This is a genomic window from Hymenobacter ruricola, from assembly GCF_015694525.1.
GTDB classification, from domain to species: domain Bacteria; phylum Bacteroidota; class Bacteroidia; order Cytophagales; family Hymenobacteraceae; genus Hymenobacter; species Hymenobacter ruricola.
Map to the genome: position 1 here is coordinate 109,164 of NZ_JADQDM010000007.1, position 21,275 is coordinate 130,438.

A 21,275-nucleotide genomic window follows, 5' to 3' on the forward strand; every position below is an offset into this window, starting at 1 on the left:
CTGCGGCGGTGGCGGCCGGGCCGGGCGTCGTTTTGCGCGGCCCGCAGCGCCCAGGCAGCGGCGTTGGCTCCGCAAATCAGGTAGAAACCCCTGTATAAACCAGGGGATTATACGGGTATCAATGGGCGGGGCGGCCCCCTAGTTTTGGGGTAGCCTTCGGGTAATTCATTTTCTCACTTTTTTAATTGTAGCTCACCATGCCCATTGACTGGTACCCCCGCCGCGAAGCCGAGCGCCGGCTGTTTCTCCAAAATTTCGTCGACAACATTGCCGACGCCACCACCCTGCTCAAGCAGCCCGCCGGCACTTACCAGGAAGCCGCCGACGCGGCCCAGGCCGAGCTGGACCTGTTTGGCTTGCGCGATGCCGCCCAAAAGGCCTTCGACACGGCCCAGCGCAACCTCGTGGCCCAGGAAACGCTGACCTCGACCGCCGTGCGGGCCGGCGTGAAGCAAATCAAAAACACCATGAACGTGCCGCCGGAGGTGCTCGACCTGCTGGAAGTGAGCACCACCCCGGCCAAGCCCACCGAGCGCGTGGCCGCCGAGGCCCCCGTGCTCAAGGTGAAGATGGAAGGCGTGCACCCCAGCGTTGGCTGCCTGAAGAAGGGGTTCGACGCCGTGGAAATCTGGGGCTGCCGCACCGGCGAGAAGGAATTTACCCGCCTGACCACCGTCACGCACCTGCCCTATTATGACAACCGCCCCAACGTGGACCCCGCCGTGGCCGAGCAGCGCGACTACTACGCCTACTACCTGCGGAAAAACGTGGTGGTGGGCAGCCAGGGCGCCACCTACAGCCTGCTGGTGCCGGGCGGCAGCCACGCATAGTTCTTTCGGACGGGCCTTGCGGCTTCGGTGCTTCAAAAGGCGGCCCCCGCGGGGCCGCCTTTTTAGTGGGCGGTCCACCGCCGGGCTTATCTTTCGGAGTTGTCCGGCCCGGCCGGGCGTTCTTTTTTACCCGCTGCTTTTGTGTCTGCTTTTTTCTTTCGTGCGCTGCTGGGGCTGGGGCTGTTGCTGAGCGTCCGGGCCTGGGCCGGCCCGCCCGCCGACACCACCCGCTGGGTCGACGCCGACGACACGCCCTGGCTGCGCGAAATCCGGCGCCAGCCCCGGGCCCACGAGCGCAGCCGGGCCTACTGGCGCGCCCTGGTGCCGGCCCGCCCCCGCCCCACCCTCGCCGATGTGGTGCTGGTGGACCGCCTGGCCGACGCCACGGCGGCCCAGGACGTGAGCGCGGCCTACCCCCTGCGCCAGGCCGCGCTGCGCCTGGCCCTGCAGCTGCCCTTCCCCCAGGTCCGGGCCGAGATGCTGCTGAACATGGCCGACTACCACACCCAGCTGGCCCACTACGACTCGGCCGCCACCTACCTGCCGGCCGCCGAGCGCCAGTTTCGCCTCGACCGCAACCTGGGCGGCGTGGTGCGCTGCCTCCTCCGGCTGGGCCGCATTGCCGAGCAGCAGGGCCGCTACGCCGCCAGCCTGGCCCACCACCAGCGGGTGCTGGAGCTGGCCACCACCGGCAACACCCGCCGCTACCACACCGACGCCCAGATTCAGCTCGGCGCGCTCTACGCCCGGGTGGGCGAGTACGCCACCGCCCGCCGCTACCTGCTGGAAGCGCAGCGGGCCGCCGCCCGCTACACCTACCCCGACCGCATGAACCAGGCCCTGGGCGAGCTGGGCGAAATCTGCCGCCGCCGGCGCCAGTGGGCCGCGGCCCGCGTCTATTTCACGCGCAGCATCGCCATCAGCCAGCAAATTCAGGACGTTCCCTACGCCCTGGCCAAGCAGCTCAGCCTGGCGCTGCTGCTGGAAGACCAGGGCGACGACCCGGCCGCCGCCCGGGAAGGCCGGCGGGTGCTGGCCCGGCTGCAGGCGGCCCGGCTGCCGCTGCTGGTGCCGCTGGCCCAGGCCCTGCTGGCGCGCGTGGCGCTGCGGGCCGGGCAGGTGGGCCCCGCCCTTGCCTACGGCCGCCAGGGCCTGGCGGGCAGCCAGCGCACGCTGCTGGCGGGGGTGAGCGAGGCCAGCGCCGTGCTGGCCGAGGCCTACGCCCGCCAGCGCGCCTACGGCCCGGCCCTGGCCGCCCTGCGCCAGTACAACGCCGCGCACGACAGCCTGGCCGGCGACAACATCCGGCGGCGCGCCGCCCTGCTGCAGTTCGGCCACGAGCGGCAGCAGCAGCAGGCCCAAATCCGGCTGCTCACCCAGCAGAACCGCCTGCAGCACCAAACCCAGGAGCTGGCCCAGCTCCGCGCCGAGCGCATTATTGGCGGGCTGGCCGGCCTCACCCTGCTGGTGGGCAGCGTGGCCGCGGCCCTGGTGTGGCGCGCCCGCCACCGCCAAGCCCAGCGCGAGGCGGCCCTGCGCCAGCGCATTGCCGCCGACCTGCACGACGACGTGGGCTCCTTGCTCACCCAAATCAGTCTGCAAAGCGACCTGCTGCGCGAGATGCCCGCCGCCCCCGACCTCACCCGGGCCCGGCTCGAACGCCTGAGCGACACCAGCCGCCGCGCCAGCCGCCACATGGCCGACGTGGTGTGGAACCTGCACACGGCTTCGGCCGAGCTGCCCGAGGTGCTGGCCCACATGCGCGACCACGCCCACGAGGTGCTGCCCCCCGCCGGCCTGGTGGTCGACTTTGCGGTGACCGATGAGGCCGCCGCCCTGCACCCCAGCGTGGCCGTGTGCCAGACGCTCTACCTCATCTTCAAAGAGGCGCTGCACAACGCCGTGAAGCACGCCCACGGCGCCGGCCAGGTCACCATTCGGCTCAGCCGCGACGCCGGGCAGCTCTGCCTTTCGGTGCGCGACGATGGCTCCGGGGCCACTACCGCCCCCCGCCCCGGCGGCCACGGCCTGGCCAACATGCGCCGCCGCGCCGAAGCCGTGGGCGGCACCCTGCACGTGGCCGCCGAGGCCGCCGGCTTTGTGCTCACGGCCTGCCTGCCCGGCTAGGAGCTTCGTGAGGTTGTAGGGGTGGGGCTTGCCCCTGCCCGGGCGCTTGGGCGCGAACGGGCGAATGCCCGCGCGCAGGCAGGCCCGGCCCCGACTGCGGCCAGTGCCTTGCCAACGGCTCTGCTTGCCGGCCCGGGAGGGGCTAACCGAAGCCCGGCAGTAGCCAAGAAAACAAATAGTGGTTTAAATAGACTGTTCTTTGTTTTTCGGGAGAATACGCCGGGTAAATTTGCACGTTTATTTGTTGAGACATTTCTTAACACCAGTGTCTGTGCGTATACCTTCATTTATCCGGCGTGTGGTGCTACCGGCCGGGCTGCTGGCCGGCGCGGGGCTGGTGCCTGCCCGCGTGGCGGCCCGCCCCCTGCCGCCGCTGCCCGACAGCCTGCGCCCGGCCGCGGCCACCGCCCGCACCCCGGCCGCCCGGTTGGCGCTGTACCTGCGCGCCGCGGCCGCCTACGCCACCGCCATCGACTCGGCCGGCACGGCGGCCTACGCCCACGCGGCCGAAACCCTGGCCCGGGGCCGGGCCGACTCGGCCGCCGTGGGCCGGACCCTGAGCTTACGCGGCTTCGTGCTGGTGCAGCAGGGCAGCCCGGCCGCCGCCGCCCCCCTGTTGCACCGGGCCGAGCCCCTGCTGCGCACCGCGCGGCTGGCTTGGCGTGCCGACAACCACAACTACCTGGCCTGGCTGCTGGGCGACACCAACCAGCCCGGCGCGGCCCTGGCCTACCTGCGCCGCGCCTACGCCGAGTACGGCCGCCTGAGCGACCAGGCCGCGCAGGCCAACCTCTCGGGCACGGCCACCGTGGTGTACCTCTACCAGGGCCGGCCGGACTCGGCGGCTTTCGTGCTGCTGCGCGCCGCCCGCCAGCAGCACCGCCTGGGCCGCGCCGACGACGAGGCCAACACCCTGGGCAGCCTGGCCACCGTGCTGCACCAGATGGGCCGCCTGCCCGAAGCCGACCGCTACGCCCGCCAGGCCCTGGCCGCCCTGCAGCGCCTGGGCAACGAAGACAACCAGGCCCCCGTGTACCAGACGCTGGGCAACATTGCCTGGGCCCGCCACCGCCCCGCCGAGGCCGTGCCCTACTACCGCGAAACCATCCGGCGCCTGCGCCGCCAGCACCAGGAAGGCAACCTGACGCCCTGCTACGGCAGCATTGCGGGGGCGTTTTCGGACCTGGGCCGGGGCGACTCGGCCATTTATTACCAGACCCTGGCCCTGCGCCTGTGCCAGCAGCTGGGCCAATCTACCCAGGCGGCCATCGAGATGAGTTCCCTGGCCTACATCTACCTGCACCAGCACCGCCTGGCCGAGGCCGAGCACTGGGCCCAGGCCAGCCTGGCCGCCCAGGGCACCAAGCGGCTGCAAGGCAGCCGCGCCGTGGCCGTGCTTGAGAAAGTGGCCGAGGCCCGGGGCGACTTCCGCGAGGCCCTGCGCCGCGAGCACCAGTTGCGCAAGCTCGACGAGGCCAGCTTCAAGCGCCAAAGCGAAGAGACGGTGCAGCAGGAGCGCGCCCGCTTCGAAACCGACCGCGCCGAGCAGCAGGTGGCCCTGCTCACGGCCCGCGCCCGCGTGCTGGCCCAAACCCAGGAGCTGGCCCAGCTGCGCAGCCGGCAGCAGTTGGTGGGCATTGGGGTGCTGGTGGCGCTGGCGGGGGCCCTGGGCGGCTGGCTGTTTTGGCGCTACCGGCAGCGGCAGGCCGCCCGCCTGCTGGCGCGCGACCAGGAGCTGCGCCAGCGCCTAGCCGCCGACCTGCACGACGACGTGGGCGCGCTGCTGACCCAAATCAGCCTGCAAAGCAACCTGCTGAGCGAAACCGCGGCCGCCCCCGCCCAAACGCTGGAACGCCTCAACCGCCTGAGCGAAACCAGCCGCCGCGCCGCCCGCCAGATGGCCGACGTGGTGTGGGGCCTGCACACCGCCGCGGCCGGGCTGCCCGAAGTGCTGGTGCACATGCGCGACCACGCCCACGAGGTGCTCGAACCCGCCGGCCTGGCCGTCGACTTCGCCGTGACCGACGAGGCCGCCGCGCTGCGCCCCGGCGCGGCCGTGTGCCAGCACCTGTACCTCATTTTCAAGGAGGCGCTGCACAACGTGGTGAAGCATGCGCCCGAAGCCACCCGGGTCACCATCCGCCTTTCCGCGCTGCGTGGCCAGCTCTGCCTTTCGGTGCGCGACAACGCCCCGGGCCCGGCCCAGACCGCCCGCGCCGGGGGCCAGGGCATGGGCAGCATGCGCCAGCGCGCCGCGTCGGTGGGCGGCACGCTGGAGGTGCAGCCCGAGGCCCACGGCTTCGGGGTGGTGGCGTGCCTGCCGGGGTAGGGCGTCGGGCGGGCGGTTGCGCAGTACGGCCCTTCTGTCATCCTGAGCGCCGCGAAGGACCTTCTCACGTTGGAGGCGGTAATTACTTCCAGCTATTCAGCGGTTAGAAGGTCCTTCGCGGTGCTCAGGATGACAGACGGGGCGCCGTGCATTGTCCTCGGCAGGCTTTCGGTCGTTCTTTTGCAGGCTCTCCCCGCCAGCCCCGCACCCTACTTCATGCGTTTTCTTCCTTTCCTCCCCCTTCTCCTCGCCCTGCCGGCCCTGGCCCAGCAGCCGCTGCCCGTGCCGCGCAACCTGCAGGCCACCTACGCCAACGGCACCCGCGCCGAAAGCGGCCAGCCCGGCCCCACCTACTGGCAAAACACCGCCGACTACAACCTGGCCGTCACCTTCGACCCCGCCACGCGCCGCGTGGCCGGCACCGTCGACATTACCTACCAGAACAACAGCCCCGACTCGCTGCGGCAGGTCTGGTTCAAGCTCTACCCCAACCTGTACCGGAAGGGGGCGCCCCGCGACAAGAGCTTCGCGCCGGAAGACATTGGCGAGGGCGTCAAAATCTCGGCCCTGACCATCAACGGGGAGGTGTTTGACGTGAAGAAGCTGGCCATTGACGCCACCAACCTGGCCGTGCCGCTGCGCCGGGCCATCGGGGCGCGCCGGGCAGCCACGGTGCGGGTGGCGTACTCCTACATCCTCAACAAGGGCTCGCACCAGCGCACCGGCGAGATTGAGCCGGGCGCGGCATTCGTGGCTTATTTCTTCCCGCGCATTGCCGTGTACGACGACATCGACGGCTGGAACCGCGTGCCCTACACCGGCGACCAGGAGTTCTACAACGACTTCTGCAATTTCAAGGCCGCCATCACCGTGCCCAAAAACTTTGTGGTGTGGGCCACCGGCGACCTGCAGAACGCCGACCAGGTGCTCACCAAAAAGTACGCCCAGCGCCTGCGCGACGCCGGGCAGCAGGACGCCGTGGCCTTCGTCGTCTCGGCCGAGGACGCCCAGCGGCGCGACATCACCGCCCCAAGCCCGCAGAATACCTGGCGCTTCGAGGCCCGCAACGTGACGGACTTCGTGTTTGCCACCAGTGACCACTACGTGTGGCAGAGCACCAGCCTGGTGGTGGACCCCGCCACCAAGCGCCGCACCCGCGTCGACGCCGTGTATAACCCCAAGCACAAGGACTACGCCGAGGTCATCGACTTCAGCCGCAAAACGGTGGAAGCCATGAGCTACACCTTCCCGAAATGGCCCTTCCCCTACGCCCACGAAACGGTGTTTGACGGGCTGGACCAGATGGAGTACCCGATGATGGTGAACGACAACCCCACCGACACCCGCGACGACGCCATCACGCTCACGGACCACGAAATCTTCCACACGATGTTCCCCTTCTACATGGGCATCAACGAGACGAAGTACGGCTGGATGGACGAGGGCTGGGCCACCATCGGCGAGTGGCTGATTTCGTCCCTCATCGACCCCAAGCTGGACGACGACTACGGCATCAAGCCCTACGCCGACCACGCCGGCGAGGAAGGCGACCTGCCCGTCATCACGCCCAGCACCCAGCAAAACGGCGGCGCATTCTTCCTCAACTCCTACCCCAAGCCCGGCATGGGCTACCTCTACGTGAAGGACCTGCTCGGCGACGAGCTGTTCACCAAGACCCTGCACACCTACATCCGCAACTGGAACGGCAAGCACCCCATGCCCTACGACTTCTTCAACAGCATGAACGCCGGGGCGGGCCGCAACCTCAACTGGTTCTGGCGGCGCTGGTTCTTCGACGACGGCTACCCAGACCTGGCCATTGCGGCCGTCACCAAAACCGCCGCCGGCTACGACCTCACCGTGCAAGCCAAAGGCAGCAAGCCCGTCCCCGTCGACCTCACCCTCACCTTTGCCGACAACTCGACCCAAAAATTCCACCGCAGCATCGCCGTCTGGGAAACCGGGGCTACTACGGTCACCATCCCCGTGCCCACCAAGCAACCCCTGACGCGCGCGACGCTGGGCAGCACGCTGGTGCCCGACAGCTACCCGAAGGACAATGCGTGGGAGGGGAAGTAGATGTCCAGGCCAGTTCAAATAAGTTGGATGACAAAAAAGCAGGGGCTTTATGTTGCTTTAACCTGTCTGTTGCTTTTTGTAATCTTGGTAATCATGGTCAGCGCTTTCAGCATTTTAACAGAGCCAATTCATGACATATTATTCTCAATCAGTTTGCTTCTTATTGCCGCGTATCAATACTGGTTTAACTACTATGTTTCGGTTAATGGAAGCCATATTATTATCGAGAATGGCAGAGGAAAATTCATTAAATCCATAGATGAAGAATTCAAAGTAGAATCCGTAGGCGGTTTTACATACAAGATTCGTTTTAAAAATGGACAAGCATTCAACTTCAACTGCGCTCCCGATTTTCATTTTGGGGTAAATCGGGATAAGGCTAGTGTGCTGGAACACATAATTAGGACAGAAGGCGAAAAAGGAAAGCATTGAGTCCTACCTTTGCCCGCAGTGATGGGTCGCCCCACCGCGGCGCCCAACGCAAGACGGGCGACGAGGAAAGTCCGGGCAACGCAGAGCACCCTGCTTCCTAACGGGAAGGACTGGCCAGTATAATGCGAACCAGGACAGCCAGTGCCACAGAAAACTACCGCCGGAAGGTGGAGTGGCGGAATGGTGGATTGTTGTTCAGACAACTCACCACCCCACCAATCCGCCATCAGGTAAGGGTGAAAAGGTGCGGTAAGAGCGCACCAGCGGGCGGGTGACCGTCCCGGCTGGGTAAACCTCAGGGGTTGAAAGACCAAATAAGCTGGCACGCCGGCGCGGCTTCGGCCGCTTCGGCACCGGGCGGCTCGTCCGGCGCCAGCGGGTAGGTTGATGGAGCCTTTCCGCGAGGACTGGCCTAGATAAATGGTGGGGACGCGGCTTCGGCCGCGCACAAAACCCGGCTTACAGACCCATCACCTCACATCAAAAAGGCCACTCCCGCGCGGGAGTGGCCTTTTTCGTTGGTTTGGCCCGGCAGGGGTCCCTGCTGGCCGGTTCCGGCTTCGGGTTGGCCGGCAGGGACCCCTGCCACCCCAAAGGGAGTCGGAGTTGAGCGGCAGGGGTCCCTGCTGGCTCAGCGGGAGCCGGGGTTGACCGACAGGGGTCCCTGCCGGCCAAGGCTACTTCTTGCCCGCTGCCCGCACGGCTTTCACTTCGCCCACGGTCACGGCGCTGGCCTTGTTGCCGAAGCTGTTGCGCACGAAGGTGAGGACATCGGCCATTTGCTGGTCGGTGAGGTGGGTTTGGGCGGGCATGGCGTTGTGGTAGGGCTCGCCGTCGATGTCGACGCCGCGCAGGCCGTTGACCAGCACGTTTATCAGGCGGGGCTTGTCGCCGAGCACGTAATCAGTTTTGCTGAGCGGCGGGTTCAGGCCGTCCACGCCGCCCCCGTCGGCCTGGTGGCAGCTCAGGCAATTCTGGGTGTACACGGCCTTACCGGCGGCCAGCACCGCGGCCGAAACGCCGGCCGCAGGCTGCTTGGCCGGGGCTTTGGCAACCGGTTTTTTCTGGGCAAAAGCGGCCCCGCTGCTCAGCAGCAACAGGACCAGCAGGGCACTACGCTTCTTCACAAACACACTTATTTCTGGTTGTAGACGATGCGGTAGATGGTGCCGGCCTTGTCGTCGGACACGTACAGGGAGCCGTCGGGGCCCTGGGCCAGGCCGCAGGGCTTGTGGTCGGCGCGGCCCGAAGCCACCTTCTCCGCCGAGCCGGCGAAATTGTCGGCAAACACCTCCCAGGGGCCGCTGGGCTTGCCGTTCTGGAAGGGCTGGAACACCACGTAATAGCCTTTCTGGGGCTCGGGCGCGCGGTTCCAGGAGCCGTGGAAGGCGATGAAGGCGCCGTTGCGGTACTTGGCCGGAAACATGGTGCCGGTGTAGAACAGCAGCCCGTCGGGCGCGGTGTGGGCCGGGTAGGCGACGGCCGGGTCGAGGTACTTGGCGTCGGCCAGCTTCTTGCCGTCGCCGCCGTACTCCGGGGCCAGGATTTTTTGTTTCTTCACCGGGTCGTAGTACAGGTAGGGCCAGCCGGCGTTGGCGCCTTTGGTGAGGGCGTAAAGGCACTCGGCGGGCAGCTCGGCCGATTGCTTGGTGTCGTACAGGGCCGGGAAGATGTCGTGGAGCTGGTCGCGGCCGTGCTGCATCACGAAGAGCTGGTTGTTCTGGGCGTTCCAGTCGAGGCCCACCACGTTGCGCAGGCCGGTGGCGAAGCGCGTGCCGGTGCCGTAGGTCTGGTTCGCCTTGTCGGCCCGGAACTGCCAGATGCCGCCCGCCGAATCCAGAATCGGGCAGCCCGGCCGGCCCATCGAGCCTTTTTCCCGGTCCTTCTCCTGGCAGGAGTTGGAGTAGGCGCCCACGTTCACGTAGAGGTTGCCGGCGTTGTCGAGCACGATGGATTTGCTTTCGTGCTCGCCCCGGTTCAGCAGGCCGCTGATGATTTTTTCGGGCTGCGCGGGGTTGGTCACCTCCCCTTTCGCGTCCAGCTGGTAGCGGTACACGTCCTCATCCGAGGAGGCGTAGAGGTAGCCGCCCTTGGCATAAATGCCCGTGCCGCCGTAGCTGCCGAAGCCGCCCGTCACGGTGGCCTTGCCGCCGGCGCCGGGCTTCAGCGCCAGGATGCCTTTGCCGTCCTTGGGCCGGTTCAGCTTCACGTAGATGGTGCCCTGGGGCGTCACGGCGAGGTGCCGGGCGCGGGCGCCGGTTTCGGCCACCACCAGCGCGCCGAAGCCGGCCGGCAGCTTCAGACCGGCGTTGTCCGCGTCGGGGGCTACCACAGCCGGGCGGGTGGTGAGGGAGTAGAGGCCCAGGCTGCCGACCAGGGCGGCCGCCAGCAGGAAAGGGCGGGATAGTTGGTTGTTCATGTGGGAAATTGAGATTGGATGGGGCGAAGGTAAAAACGACTGTCGTGCCTGGATACCTGTCATCCTGAGCGCAGCGAAGGACCTTATTCCGTTTCAACAACTTGTTCTGACGGGATATGGTCCTTCGCTGCGTTCAGGATGACAGCCGACCGAAAACGCGTTGGTCGAGGCAATGGCTACTTAAACTCCTAGCGCCGCTTTTCGTTACCTTCGCGCCGCTCCGTTTGCATCCATATCCGTTCCCGCCCCTATGCCCCGCATTCTCATCATCGACGACGAAAAAGCCATCCGCAACACGCTGAAGGAGATTCTGGAATTTGAAAGCTACACCGTCGACCAGGCCGAAGACGGTCCCGCCGGTCTCGATTTGCTCATTCAGCAGAAGTACGACGTGGTGCTCTGCGACATCCGCATGCCCAAGATGGACGGCCTCGAAGTGCTGACCCGGGCCCAGGCCATGGGCACCGACGCCGCCTTCATCATGGTGTCGGCCCACGGCAGCATCGACACGGCCGTGGAAGCCACCAAAAAAGGCGCCTACGACTTTCTGCCCAAGCCCCCCGACCTCAACCGCCTGCTCGTGACCGTGCGCAACGCCCTGGACCGCACCAAGCTGGTGAGCGAAACCAAAACCCTCAAAAAGAAGCTCTCCGTCACGAAAGGCTCCGAAATGGTGGGCTCCTCGGCCGCGCTGGCCACCGTGCGCAAAGCCATCGAAAAAGTGGCCCCCACCGATGCCCGCGTGCTCATCACCGGCCCCAACGGCGCCGGCAAGGAAATGGTGGCCCGCCAGCTGCACGAGCTCAGCCAGCGCAACCAGGGCCCGATGGTGGAAGTAAACTGCGCCGCCATCCCGTCCGAATTGATTGAAAGCGAGCTGTTCGGCCACGAAAAAGGCTCGTTCACCTCGGCCGTGAAGCAGCGCATCGGCAAGTTTGAGCAGGCCGACGGCGGCACGCTCTTCCTCGATGAAATTGGCGACATGAGCCTCTCGGCCCAGGCCAAAGTGCTGCGCGCGCTGCAGGAAAACAAAATCACCCGCGTGGGCGGCGAAAAAGAGATTTCCGTGAACGTGCGCGTGCTCGCCGCCACCAACAAAAACCTGATGCAGGAAATCGCCGAGCGCAATTTCCGCGAAGACCTCTACCACCGCCTCTCGGTCATCCTCATCCAGGTCCCCGCCCTCAACGACCGCCGCGAAGACATCCCCGAGCTGATTCAGAAGTTCCTCAGCGACATCGCCGCCGACTACGGCACCAAGCCCAAGAAAATTGACGCCGATGCGCTGGAATATTTGCAGGGCCTGGACTGGCGCGGCAACATCCGCGAGCTGCGCAACGTGGTGGAGCGCCTCGTGATTATGAGCGACGACACGATTTCGGCAGATGACGCGAAGGCGTTTGCGGGGAAATAATATCTTCAGGTATTTTATCAAAAGCAGTTGCGCCAACCCTACGTAAAGGTTGGCGCAACTGCTTTTTATTTTTTTATCTCACAATTGCTAATTAAAATCCTACTGTGTTTCCCTTTGTTGATAAAGTCTAAGGTCAATTCATCAATGTCACAGTAGTTATTGATGTTTTGTTTAAGTGCTTTGTTTATTTCAGAAGCAATTAGGGCGTGTCTGACAACTTCCGCACCTACAACTTCGAAATAAGCGGTGGATTCTCCTCCCATATTATCCTCATAACTTAATAGACGAACATCATCGCAGTCACAGTTGGCTTGAATCACCTCAGTCATTTTATTGGTTTTACTCATCAATTCTTCCAGTGTACAACTGGTTAAAAAAAGACTTAATAAACCTATAATAGAGAGCTTTTTCATTCTTTGAATTCTTGAATACAGCTAAAGTATCACTTCTTTTTAACAAATCAATGGTATCCATTCGTTGGATACAAACTGCATTTGAATCACAGGTTATGCACTGGCGCAGGAGCTACAATGTCGCCTATACCATTTGATTGCACCCCCGCACGTCCGAATTATCCATCCGGCCCAGCACCTCAAATCCACCCTCCTCGTGCATCCGGGCCAGGTCCTTCGTTTCGATGAAAGCGCAGGAATCAATATTAGCCAGGTCAATGACATTAATGGCCCCGTCCTTTCTATCGCCAATTGAAAACGGGTCTGACGGGTCGCGCAGCAGCACGCGCAGCGGCGCGGGGCAGTGGAAACGACCGTCGCCCAGCGAATAGGCCTGGCTCAGCAACTCCGTCATGCCGTACTCGGAGTGAATGCCGGCCGGGCCGAATGCCTGCTGCAGTTCGGTGTGCAGCTCTTCCCGAATCATCTCGCGGCGGCGGCCCTTCATGCCGCCGGTTTCGAGCACGGTGAGGCCTTGCAGTTCCGGCGCGGGGCCGGCTTCAGCGGCGAAATCCAGCAGCGCGTAGCTCACGCCGAGGAGCATGACGCGGCGGTTGGGCACTTGTTTGGCGGCGGCCAGGGCGGCGCGCAGGGCGGCATGGTCGTGCAGAAAAAAGGCCGGCTGGGCCTGGCCCGATTGCCGGGCGAAATGGTCGACCATGGCCACCAGCGAGGAATTGCCCTGCTCCAGATACGAGGGCAGCAGAGCCAGGAAAATCCAGCCCGGGAGCGGGCCGTAATACTGCTCAAAGATGCGCGCCGCGTTTTCGCGGTACAGCGCCGGGTCGCGCACCAGGTGGCGGCTGCGCTGCTGCAAGGTGGTGCCGCTGCTCAGGAAAAGCTCCTGCGGCGCCCACCCGTTGGGCTCGGTGCGCACTTCGTGGGTTTTGAAGAACTCGATGGGCAGAAACAGAATGTCGGCCAGCCGGGCCACGGCGGCGGGGCGGCGTCCCAACTGCTGCAAGTACTCGGCGTAGGGCGGGCAGTGCGCGGCCTGGTGCCGGAACAGGGCCAGGGCCGCCGCCTCAAACTCGTCCTCATTTAACGTCGGCAGGCGACGCAGAAAATCATTGCGGAAACTCATGGGCAAACTTGGTGGTTAGCAACGCAAGCCGAACCAACCGGCGCGGCCATTCGTTGGGAAAAACGTACTTTGGCGGCGCATTCGCCGTTGTGCTGCTGTCTTTTTATTTCCTGCCTTTATGAACCTGTTTCGTACCTTTTCCATGGCGGCCGCGGCGCTGGCCGGCCTAAGCCTCAGCAGCTGCCTCAATGCCCCCGAATACCCGGTGGAGCCGTCCATCGACTTCAAGTCGCTGACGATGGTGCGCAACAAGCCGGCGGGCCAGACAGAAATTGATACGCTGAAATTCGCCCTCGATTTCCGCGACGGCGACGGCGACCTGGGCCTTTCCGACGACGACATCAAAGTGGCCCCTTGGAATTCTACCACCGACGGCCCCAACAAGCGCGGCTACAGCTACAATTACATCATTCAGCCATACAAGAAGAACCCAGTCACTAAGCAGTTTGAGAAGTTTATCAACGTTGGAGGCGTGCAGGGCGAATACGACGGCCGCTTTCTGCGCCTCGACGAGGCCGACGCCCGTCCCGCGCCTCTCAAAGGCACGCTGAATTACAAGCTGCCCATCAACATCGATGGGTCGCCCTTCTTCCCCGGCGACGTGCTGAGGTTTGAAATCAGCATCCTCGACCGCTCGCTGCACCAAAGCAATACCATCACCACTACTGAAGTAACGCTGGGCCAATAGCCCAGCGTTTTCTTTTTATCCTAATAAATTTCGGGGAATTTCTCCGGCGCGGTTTCGCTCATCAGCTCGTACACCGTATCGAAGACGTCCTCCACGTTGGGCTTGCTGAAGTAGTCACCGTCGGAGCTGTAGGCCGGGCGGTGGGGCTGGGCTGCCAGGCAGCGCGGCTGCGAATCGAGGAAACGGTAGGCGCCCTGCTCGTCCAGCACGTGCTGCAGCATGAAGGCCGTGGCGCCACCGGGCACATCTTCGTCGGCAAATACCACGCGGTTGGTTTTCCGCAGGCTGTCGGCAATGAGGTGGTCGGTGTCGAAGGGCAGCAGGGTCTGCACGTCGATGACTTCCACCAAAATGCCCACTTCGGCCAGCTGCCGGGCGGCGTCCAGCACAATGCGGCACATCGAGCCGTAGGTCACCACTGTCACGTCGGTGCCGGTTTGCAGCACCTCGGGGCGGCCCAGCGGCAGCGTGAACTCACCCACGTTGCTGGGAATGGTTTCCTTGAGGCGGTAGCCGTTCAAGGGCTCTATCACCAGCGCGGGTTCGTCGCTGCGCAATAGCGTGTTGTAGAAGCCCGCCGCCTGCGTCATGTTGCGCGGCACGCACACGTGCATGCCCCGGATGCTGCCCAATATCATCTGCATGGGCGAGCCCGAGTGCCAGATGCCCTCCAGCCGGTGGCCGCGAGTGCGCACAATCAGCGGGGCTTTCTGTCCGCCTTTGGTGCGGTATTGCAGGCAGGCGAGGTCGTCGCTCAAAATCTGGATGGCGTAGAGCAGGTAGTCCAGGTACTGGATTTCGGTGATGGGCCGCAGGCCGCGCAGGGCTGCGCCAATGCCCTGCCCCACGATGGTGCACTCGCGAATGCCGGTGTCGGTGATGCGCAGCTCGCCGAATTTCTCCTGCAAGCCGGCAAACGCCTGGTTCACGTCGCCAATCTTGCCCACGTCTTCGCCAATGGCGAAAATGGTGGGGTCGCGCTGGAAATTGGCGTCGAAGCAGGCCTGCAACACTTCGCGGCCGTCTACCTGGGTTGCGCCGGGCGCGAAGGTGGCCGGAACTTCCTCGATATTGCCCACCGCCAGCTCGCTCTGGCTGAACAGGTTGGAATTGTAGCGGTCGGCGTTTTCAGCCAGCAGCTGCTCCAGGTGGCTTTGGATGGCGCGGCGGCCGGCGCTGCGCTTCTCGTGGCGCACCTGGCGCAGGGCGCGGCGCAAGGTCCGCACAATGTCGGCCCGGATGGGCGTGGGGTTGGCTTTCAGCTGCTCCACCAGCTCGCGCATGGTGTTTTCGGTGCCGTGGTCGGCCACCAGCTTGTCGAGCAAGGCCACAGCCTCGTCGCGCTCGGCCTTGATGGGGTCGAAGAAGGCCGTCCAGGCGGCGGTGCGGGCCGCTTTGATGGTGGCGGCGGCGGTTTTCTCGATGTCGTCGAGCTCCAGCTCGGTGGCGTGGCCCTCGGCCAGTAGCCACTCGCGCAGCTTGTGCAGGCAGTCGTGGGCTTCTTCCCAGCTCAGGCGGTCCTTGCTCTTGTAACGCTCGTGCGAGCCACTGGTGCTGTGGCCCTGGGGCTGGGTGAGCTCCGTGACGTGGATGAGCACGGGCACGTGCTGCTCGCGGCACACGGCGGCGGCGCGCTGGTAGGTGTCCATCAGGGCGGCGTAGTCCCAGCCGCGCACCACGTAAATCTCGAAGCCCGGCTCCCCTTCGCCCTCGCGCTGCAGGCCCATCAGGATGGCCGAAATGCTTTGTTTGGTGGTCTGGTACTCGGCCGGCACCGAGATGCCGTAATGGTCGTCCCACACGCTCATCAGCATGGGGACTTGCAGTACGCCGGCCGCATTCAGCGCCTCGAAAAACATGCCTTCCGACGTACTGGCGTTGCCAATCGTGCCGAAGGCTACTTCGTTGCCGTTGTTGGAAAGCTGCGGGAACTGGTGCAGCTCGGGGTTTTGGCGGAACAGCTTGGAGGCGTAGGCCAGGCCCAGCAGGCGCGGCATCTGGCCGCCGGTGGGCGAAATGTCGGCCGAGGAATTCTTGGTCTGGGTGAGGTCGCGCAGGTTGCCGTCTTCGTCCAGCATGCGGGTGGCGAAGTGGCCGTTCATGGCGCGTCCGGCCGTGGCAGGTTCGGCTTCGGGGTCGGGGTTGGCGTAGAGCTGGGCGAAGTACTGCTCCCAGGTGAGCTGGCCGATGGCCACCATGAAGGTCTGGTCGCGGTAGTAGCCGGCGCGGAAGTCGCCGTTCTGGAAGGCGCGGGCCATGGCCAGCTGCGGCACTTCCTTGCCGTCGCCGAAGATGCCAAACTTGGCCTTGCCCATGAATACTTCCTTGCGGCCGGCCAGCGAGGCGTGCCGACTTTCCCAGGCCAGGCGGTAATCGGTGAGAAAATCAGCCTTGGAAAGCGTGGTGGCTAGCGCAGGCAGGGCGGTTTCGGCGGAGGACATAGGCGACTAAACAAGTGGTGGGAATTCGGGAGGGAAGGGCGAGCGGCCGGAGCCGTGGGCAAAAATACGGAATCGGGGCCGGCTAGGTGGTGCGGGCCGTTTGGCCGTATATTTGGGGTGACAACGTTGAGCGGAGTTTACGGCAGCGTCGCGTCCCGGCAAGTAACTGATTGCTCAGCGAAAACGGGATGCCTCAGGAAGCTCAACCGGACGTTATTTGTTGTACGCACGTTATTTTTCATCCATGAAAAAGCTTCTTACCCTCTGCCTGCTGGCTTTTGCCGTGGCGGCCCGCGCCCAGGGCGTGATGCAGTTCGAAACCGACAACCACGACTTCGGCAACGTGCCCGAGGGCACCATGGCCACCCACGAGTTCAAGTTCAAGAACACCGGCAACCAGCCCGTGGTCATCGCCAACGTGCAGGCCAGCTGCGGCTGCACCACCCCCGACTGGACCAAAACGCCCGTGCTGCCCGGCAAAACCGGCATCATCAAGGCCATGTACAGCAGCGCCGGCCGCCCCGGGGTGTTCAACAAGACGGTGACCGTGACCAGCAACGCCGCCGAAGGCAGCAAGGTGCTCAGCATCAAGGGCACGGTGCTGACCAAGGACCAGATTAAGCCCATGCTCACCCCGGCCCAGCTCGCCGCCTCGCCCCATATGGTGGTGGACCAGAGCAGCCACGACTTCGGCAAAATGGAAGCCGGCCAGCAGCCCTCGGCCCGCTTCGTGGTGAAAAACACCGGCAAAACCGAGCTCGTGCTCGGCGCCCTCACCTCGGGCTGCTACTGCGTGGGCTACAAGGCCACGCCCAAGCCCATTGCCCCCGGCCAAAGCGAAGTGGTGGAGCTGCTTTACACCCAGCGCCAGCTCGGCCAGGTGAGCGACGTGGTGACCATTGCCTCGAACGACTTGAGCGGCGACGCCAAAATCACGCTCAAAGCCAACATCGTGCGCGACCTCAGCGGCAACAGCATGGTGAAGGAAAGCGCCACGGCCGTGCCGTTTAAGTAGTCTGAACCGCGGATTTTTCGGATTTAGCAGATTCGTCGGATTTTGTGGAATTTGATTTAAGAAGCCCTGCCATTGCGGTAGGGCTTCTTTTTTGCTTGCGTCAAAAAATAATGTACATACATCATTCATGCGTATCTTTGTTGCATGGAAAATCCCACAACCAGCGGCTCCCCGGCCGCCAATGACGCCTACGTAGTGCCGGCGCAGACGCGCATTGGCCACGTCCATTTGCAAGTAACGGATATCGACAAATCCCTGAGTTTCTACCGCGACATTCTGGGTTTTCAGGTGGTGCTGCGGTTTGGTAACCAGGCGGCCTTTATTTCGGCGGGCGGCTACCACCACCATATTGGGCTCAATACCTGGAACAGCCTGGGCGGGCCGCCCGCGCGCAAGCACGGCGCGGGGCTCTACCACACGGCCATTCTGTACGCCACGTGGGCCGAGCTAGCGGGCGCGCTGCGGCAGCTGGCGCGGGCGAAGTACCCCATCACCGGCTCGGCCGACCACGGCGTGTCGGAAGCCATTTACCTCGACGACCCCGACGGCAACGGCGTGGAGCTGTACTGGGACCGGCCGCGCGAGCAATGGCCCCTGACGGCGGCGGGCGAGGTGCAGATGTACACCCGCGCGCTCGACCTGAACGCGCTGCTGGCGGAAGCCCCGCAATAAGGCCGGAATCCTGCGATGAGGAAGGGAACCGGGCGCCTTATCTTTGCGTCTCGAACACTCACCTCCTGCTTTCACCTCCACTCCCACCTCCTCTTTTATGATAATCGGCGTTCCCAAGGAAATCAAAAACAACGAAAACCGCGTGGGCCTCACGCCCGCCGGCGTCGCGGAGTTGCGCAAGCACGGCCACACCCTGCTGGTGCAAAGCACCGCCGGCGAAGGCTCGGGCTTTGCCGACGAAGAGTACCAGACGGCCGGCGCCACCCTGCTCCCCACCATCGCCGATGTGTACGAGCAGGCCGAGATGATTATCAAAGTAAAGGAGCCGATTGCGGAGGAATACCCGCTCATTAAGGAGAACCAGCTGCTGTTCACCTACTTCCACTTCGCCAGCGGCGAGGAGCTGACCCACGCCATGATTGAGCGCAAGGCCATCTGCCTCGCCTACGAGACGGTGGAGCTCAGCAACCGGGCCCTGCCCCTGCTCATCCCGATGAGCGAAGTGGCCGGCCGCATGGCCCCGCAGGAAGGCGCCAAGTACCTGGAGAAACCCCTGAAAGGCCGCGGCATTCTGCTGGGCGGCGTGCCCGGCGTGAAGCCGGCCAACGTGCTGGTGCTGGGCGGCGGCGTGGTGGGCACGCAGGCCGCGAAAGTGGCCGCCGGCCTCGGCGCGCAGGTCACCATCATGGACATCAGCCTGAACCGCCTGCGCGAGCTCGACGACTTCATGCCCAAGAACGTGATTACGCAGTACTCCAACGAGTACAACATCCGCGAAGCCATCAAGACCTCGGACCTGATTGTGGGCGCGGTGCTGATTCCGGGCGCCAAAGCCCCGCACCTCATCACGCGCGACATGCTGAAGACCATGCGCCCCGGCACCGTGGTGGTGGACGTGGCCGTGGACCAGGGCGGCTGCATCGAAACCTGCCACCCCACCACCCACGAAAACCCAACTTTCATCATCGACGACGTGGTGCACTACTGCGTGGCCAACATGCCCGGCGCGGTGCCCTACACCAGCACCCTGGCCCTGACCAACGCCACCCTGCCCTACGCCGTGAAACTGGCCAACCTGGGCTGGCAGGAAGCCTGCCGCCGCGACGAGGCCCTGCGCCTCGGCCTGAACGTGGTGCACGGCGAAGTGGTGTACAAAGGCGTGGCCGAAGCCTGGGGCCTGCCCTTAGTGAGCGTGGACTCGGTGCTGGAAGGCGCGACCGTTTGAGTTAAGCGTTAAGCGTTAAAAGTCAAGAGCCTTCCCGACCGTGCGTTGGGAAGGCTTTGCTTTGTTGCTCTTGTTTTCTAACTCTTGACTTCTAACCCTTAACTGTTAACTGACCTTGTTTCCCTCTCCTGCCATTCGCCTGCTGCTGCGCCGCTTTGCCCTGCTCATGGGCGTGTACACGTTGCTGCGACTGGGCTTTTACGCGCTGAACTTCAGTCCTTTTCGCAATATTGGCGCGGGCAGTGTGCTGAATGCGTTTGTGCACGGGCTGCGGTTCGACGTGGCCGCGCTGCTGTGGCTGAACCTGCCGCTGGTGCTGCCCTCGCTGCTGGTGCCGGTGCGCGCGCGCCGGGGGCAGCAGTGGCTGCGCGGGCTGTTTGTGCTGCTGAACTTCCCGGGGTTCCTGCTAAACATCATTGACTGGCAGTACTTTAAATTCATTGGCAGAAGGCTCAGCAATGAGTGGAGCACCATTGGGGAAGACATTGCGCAGCAAGCCGGGCAAATCGGGCTGCACTACTGGTATCTGGCCATTCCGCTGGCGGCGCTGGTGTACCTGCTGTGGTGGCTGTGCCCCATGCCCACGGCGGCCGAGGCGGCGTTTCGGCCCGGCCGCCGGGCCTGGGTGTTGCGCGTGCCGGAGGCCGCCGTGGTGGTGGTATTGGTGGTGCTGGGCCTGCGCGGCGGCTGGCAGCTCAAGCCCTTGCGCACGGGCACGGCGTTTGAGCTGCAGCCGGCCGTGCTGGGGCACCTGGCGCTCAACAGCACGTTTACGGTGCTGAAATCCATTGACGAAGTGCCGGTGGAGCGCAAGGGCTATTTTGCTTCGGCGGCGGCGCTGCGGCCCAGCCTGGGGGCGGTGCCGCTGCCGGCCCGCGCCGCGCCGCCCACCCCCGACAATGTGGTAATTCTGCTGCTGGAAAGCTTCAGCTCGGAGTACACGGGCGTGGACAACGGCGGGCTGGGCGGCTACACGCCTTTTTTTGATTCGCTGGCCACGGCACCTGGTTCGTTGCTGATGCGCGAAAACTACGCCAACGGCCGCCGCTCCATCGAGGCGCTGCCGGCCGTGCTGTCGGGCCTGCCTTCGCTCATGGACGAGCCCTTCATCACCTCCAGCTTCCAGACGGCCGAGCTGCACGGGCTGGGCGAAATTCTGGGGCGGCACGGCTACGCCACGGCCATGTACCACGCCGGCGCCAACGGCACCATGGGCTTCGACATGTTTGCCGGCATCGCGGGCATGCAGCGCTACTACGGCCTGAACGAGTACCCCGGCGGGGCCGCCAGCCCCGATTTCGACGGGCACTGGGGCATTTTTGACGAGCCCTACCTGCAGTATTTCAACCGGCAGCTGACGGCCACCAGGCAGCCGTTTTTTGCCACGCTCTTCACCCTCAGCGCCCACGACCCCTTCACGGTGCCGGCGCGGTACAAGGGGCGGTTTCCGGCGGGCACCCAGCCCATCCACCCCACCATTGCCTACACCGATTTGGCATTGCGCAACTTCTTCCGGGCCGCGCGCCGGGAGCCGTGGTTTGCACACACGCTGTTTGTGCTCACGGCCGACCACACCTCCCAATCGGACCAGGCCAGCTACCAGAACACGTTGGGCTACCACAAAACGCCCCTGCTCCTGCTGCGCCCCGGCCAGCCGCTGCCGCCCGCCAACCCGCACCGCATCAGCCAGCAGGCCGACGTGCCGGCGTCGGTGCTCGACGTGCTGGGACTGGCGCAGGAGCAGGGGCGCCTGCTGCCGTTTGGCTCCTCCGTGTTTGATGCGGCCAGCCCCGGCCGCGCGCTGTTTCGCGACGGCGACTCGTACTACCTGGTGCACGCCGACTTTGTGACGGAGCTCACCAACACCAACCAGGTGCGCCTCTACCCTTACCAAACGCACCTTATGCCCGTGGCGCCCGTGGCCTACCCCGACCCGGCGCTGGTGAAGAAGTACGGCGACGAGCTGCGCGCCTGCGTGCAGTTTTACGTGAATGGCCTGCTCGACAACCGGCTGTATAAGTAAACCTTCCGCCTGGCCACGGACAGGGCCGGCGGGCTGATGCCTTTG

The 21,275-nt window shown here is 64.5% G+C and carries 16 protein-coding genes and 1 other RNA gene; 12 read left to right on the forward strand and 5 right to left on the reverse strand.

The features are described from left to right. Nucleotides 1–197 precede the first annotated feature (197 nt). From I2H31_RS14750 to rnpB, 6 genes are all read left to right on the forward strand, one after another. Nucleotides 198–830 (forward strand): hypothetical protein, encoded by a 633-nt coding sequence (locus tag I2H31_RS14750; RefSeq protein WP_196293806.1) that lies wholly within the window; start codon nucleotides 198–200, stop codon nucleotides 828–830. Between the two features lie 141 nt (nucleotides 831–971). Then, nucleotides 972–2,957, forward strand: a complete 1,986-nt coding sequence (locus I2H31_RS14755) for a sensor histidine kinase (protein WP_196293807.1) — start codon at nucleotides 972–974, stop codon at nucleotides 2,955–2,957. Nucleotides 2,958–3,228: 271 nt separating this feature from the next. Then, nucleotides 3,229–5,286 carry a tetratricopeptide repeat protein gene (locus tag I2H31_RS14760; protein ID WP_196293808.1) on the forward strand — a complete coding sequence of 686 codons (2,058 nt, stop codon included), beginning with the start codon at nucleotides 3,229–3,231 and terminating at the stop codon, nucleotides 5,284–5,286. Between the two features lie 216 nt (nucleotides 5,287–5,502). After that, nucleotides 5,503–7,365 (forward strand): M1 family metallopeptidase, encoded by a 1,863-nt coding sequence (locus tag I2H31_RS14765; protein WP_196293809.1) that lies wholly within the window; start codon nucleotides 5,503–5,505, stop codon nucleotides 7,363–7,365. 27 nt (nucleotides 7,366–7,392) lie between these two features. Next, on the forward strand, nucleotides 7,393–7,797 hold the full coding sequence (locus I2H31_RS14770) for a hypothetical protein (protein WP_196293810.1): 405 nt from the start codon (nucleotides 7,393–7,395) through the stop codon (nucleotides 7,795–7,797). Nucleotides 7,798–7,815: 18 nt separating this feature from the next. After that, nucleotides 7,816–8,275, forward strand: an RNA gene (gene rnpB, locus I2H31_RS14775) — RNase P RNA component class A. Nucleotides 8,276–8,474: 199 nt separating this feature from the next. Here the strand turns inward: rnpB and I2H31_RS14780 are convergent. After that, nucleotides 8,475–8,924 (reverse strand): c-type cytochrome, encoded by a 450-nt coding sequence (locus I2H31_RS14780; protein WP_196293811.1) that lies wholly within the window; start codon nucleotides 8,922–8,924, stop codon nucleotides 8,475–8,477. An 8-nt stretch (nucleotides 8,925–8,932) separates the two neighbouring features. Next, on the reverse strand, nucleotides 8,933–10,216 hold the full coding sequence (locus tag I2H31_RS14785) for a PQQ-dependent sugar dehydrogenase (protein WP_196293812.1): 1,284 nt from the start codon (nucleotides 10,214–10,216) through the stop codon (nucleotides 8,933–8,935). Between the two features lie 250 nt (nucleotides 10,217–10,466). Here I2H31_RS14785 and I2H31_RS14790 point away from each other — a divergent pair, with 250 nt between their 5' ends. Next, nucleotides 10,467–11,630 carry a sigma-54-dependent transcriptional regulator gene (locus I2H31_RS14790; RefSeq protein WP_196293813.1) on the forward strand — a complete coding sequence of 388 codons (1,164 nt, stop codon included), beginning with the start codon at nucleotides 10,467–10,469 and terminating at the stop codon, nucleotides 11,628–11,630. Nucleotides 11,631–11,695: 65 nt separating this feature from the next. Here the strand turns inward: I2H31_RS14790 and I2H31_RS14795 are convergent, their stop codons facing one another. Continuing rightward, nucleotides 11,696–12,043 carry a hypothetical protein gene (locus I2H31_RS14795; RefSeq protein ID WP_196293814.1) on the reverse strand — a complete coding sequence of 116 codons (348 nt, stop codon included), beginning with the start codon at nucleotides 12,041–12,043 and terminating at the stop codon, nucleotides 11,696–11,698. Between the two features lie 124 nt (nucleotides 12,044–12,167). Next, nucleotides 12,168–13,166, reverse strand: coding sequence for a long-chain-fatty-acid--protein ligase (locus tag I2H31_RS14800; RefSeq protein ID WP_196293815.1), 999 nt, complete (start codon nucleotides 13,164–13,166; stop codon nucleotides 12,168–12,170). Nucleotides 13,167–13,284: 118 nt separating this feature from the next. Between I2H31_RS14800 and I2H31_RS14805 the strand changes: the two genes are divergently transcribed. After that, complete coding sequence (locus I2H31_RS14805) at nucleotides 13,285–13,854, forward strand: hypothetical protein (RefSeq protein ID WP_196293816.1); 570 nt, start codon at nucleotides 13,285–13,287, stop codon at nucleotides 13,852–13,854. Nucleotides 13,855–13,874: 20 nt separating this feature from the next. Here the strand turns inward: I2H31_RS14805 and I2H31_RS14810 are convergent, their stop codons facing one another. Next, nucleotides 13,875–16,295 carry an alpha-ketoacid dehydrogenase subunit alpha/beta gene (locus I2H31_RS14810; RefSeq protein ID WP_196293817.1) on the reverse strand — a complete coding sequence of 807 codons (2,421 nt, stop codon included), beginning with the start codon at nucleotides 16,293–16,295 and terminating at the stop codon, nucleotides 13,875–13,877. A 244-nt stretch (nucleotides 16,296–16,539) separates the two neighbouring features. Between I2H31_RS14810 and I2H31_RS14815 the strand changes: the two genes are divergently transcribed. From I2H31_RS14815 to I2H31_RS14830, 4 genes are all read left to right on the forward strand, one after another. Continuing rightward, entirely contained in the window at nucleotides 16,540–17,310 is a 771-nt protein-coding gene (locus I2H31_RS14815) for a DUF1573 domain-containing protein (RefSeq protein ID WP_196293818.1), read from the forward strand. Nucleotides 17,311–17,454: 144 nt separating this feature from the next. Then, nucleotides 17,455–17,982 (forward strand): VOC family protein, encoded by a 528-nt coding sequence (locus tag I2H31_RS14820; protein WP_196293819.1) that lies wholly within the window; start codon nucleotides 17,455–17,457, stop codon nucleotides 17,980–17,982. A 97-nt stretch (nucleotides 17,983–18,079) separates the two neighbouring features. Continuing rightward, nucleotides 18,080–19,207 (forward strand): alanine dehydrogenase, encoded by a 1,128-nt coding sequence (ald, locus tag I2H31_RS14825; protein ID WP_196293820.1) that lies wholly within the window; start codon nucleotides 18,080–18,082, stop codon nucleotides 19,205–19,207. 115 nt (nucleotides 19,208–19,322) lie between these two features. Further along, nucleotides 19,323–21,230: an LTA synthase family protein gene (locus I2H31_RS14830; protein ID WP_196293821.1), complete on the forward strand. Its 1,908-nt coding sequence runs from the start codon at nucleotides 19,323–19,325 to the stop codon at nucleotides 21,228–21,230. Nucleotides 21,231–21,275: the final 45 nt, after the last annotated feature.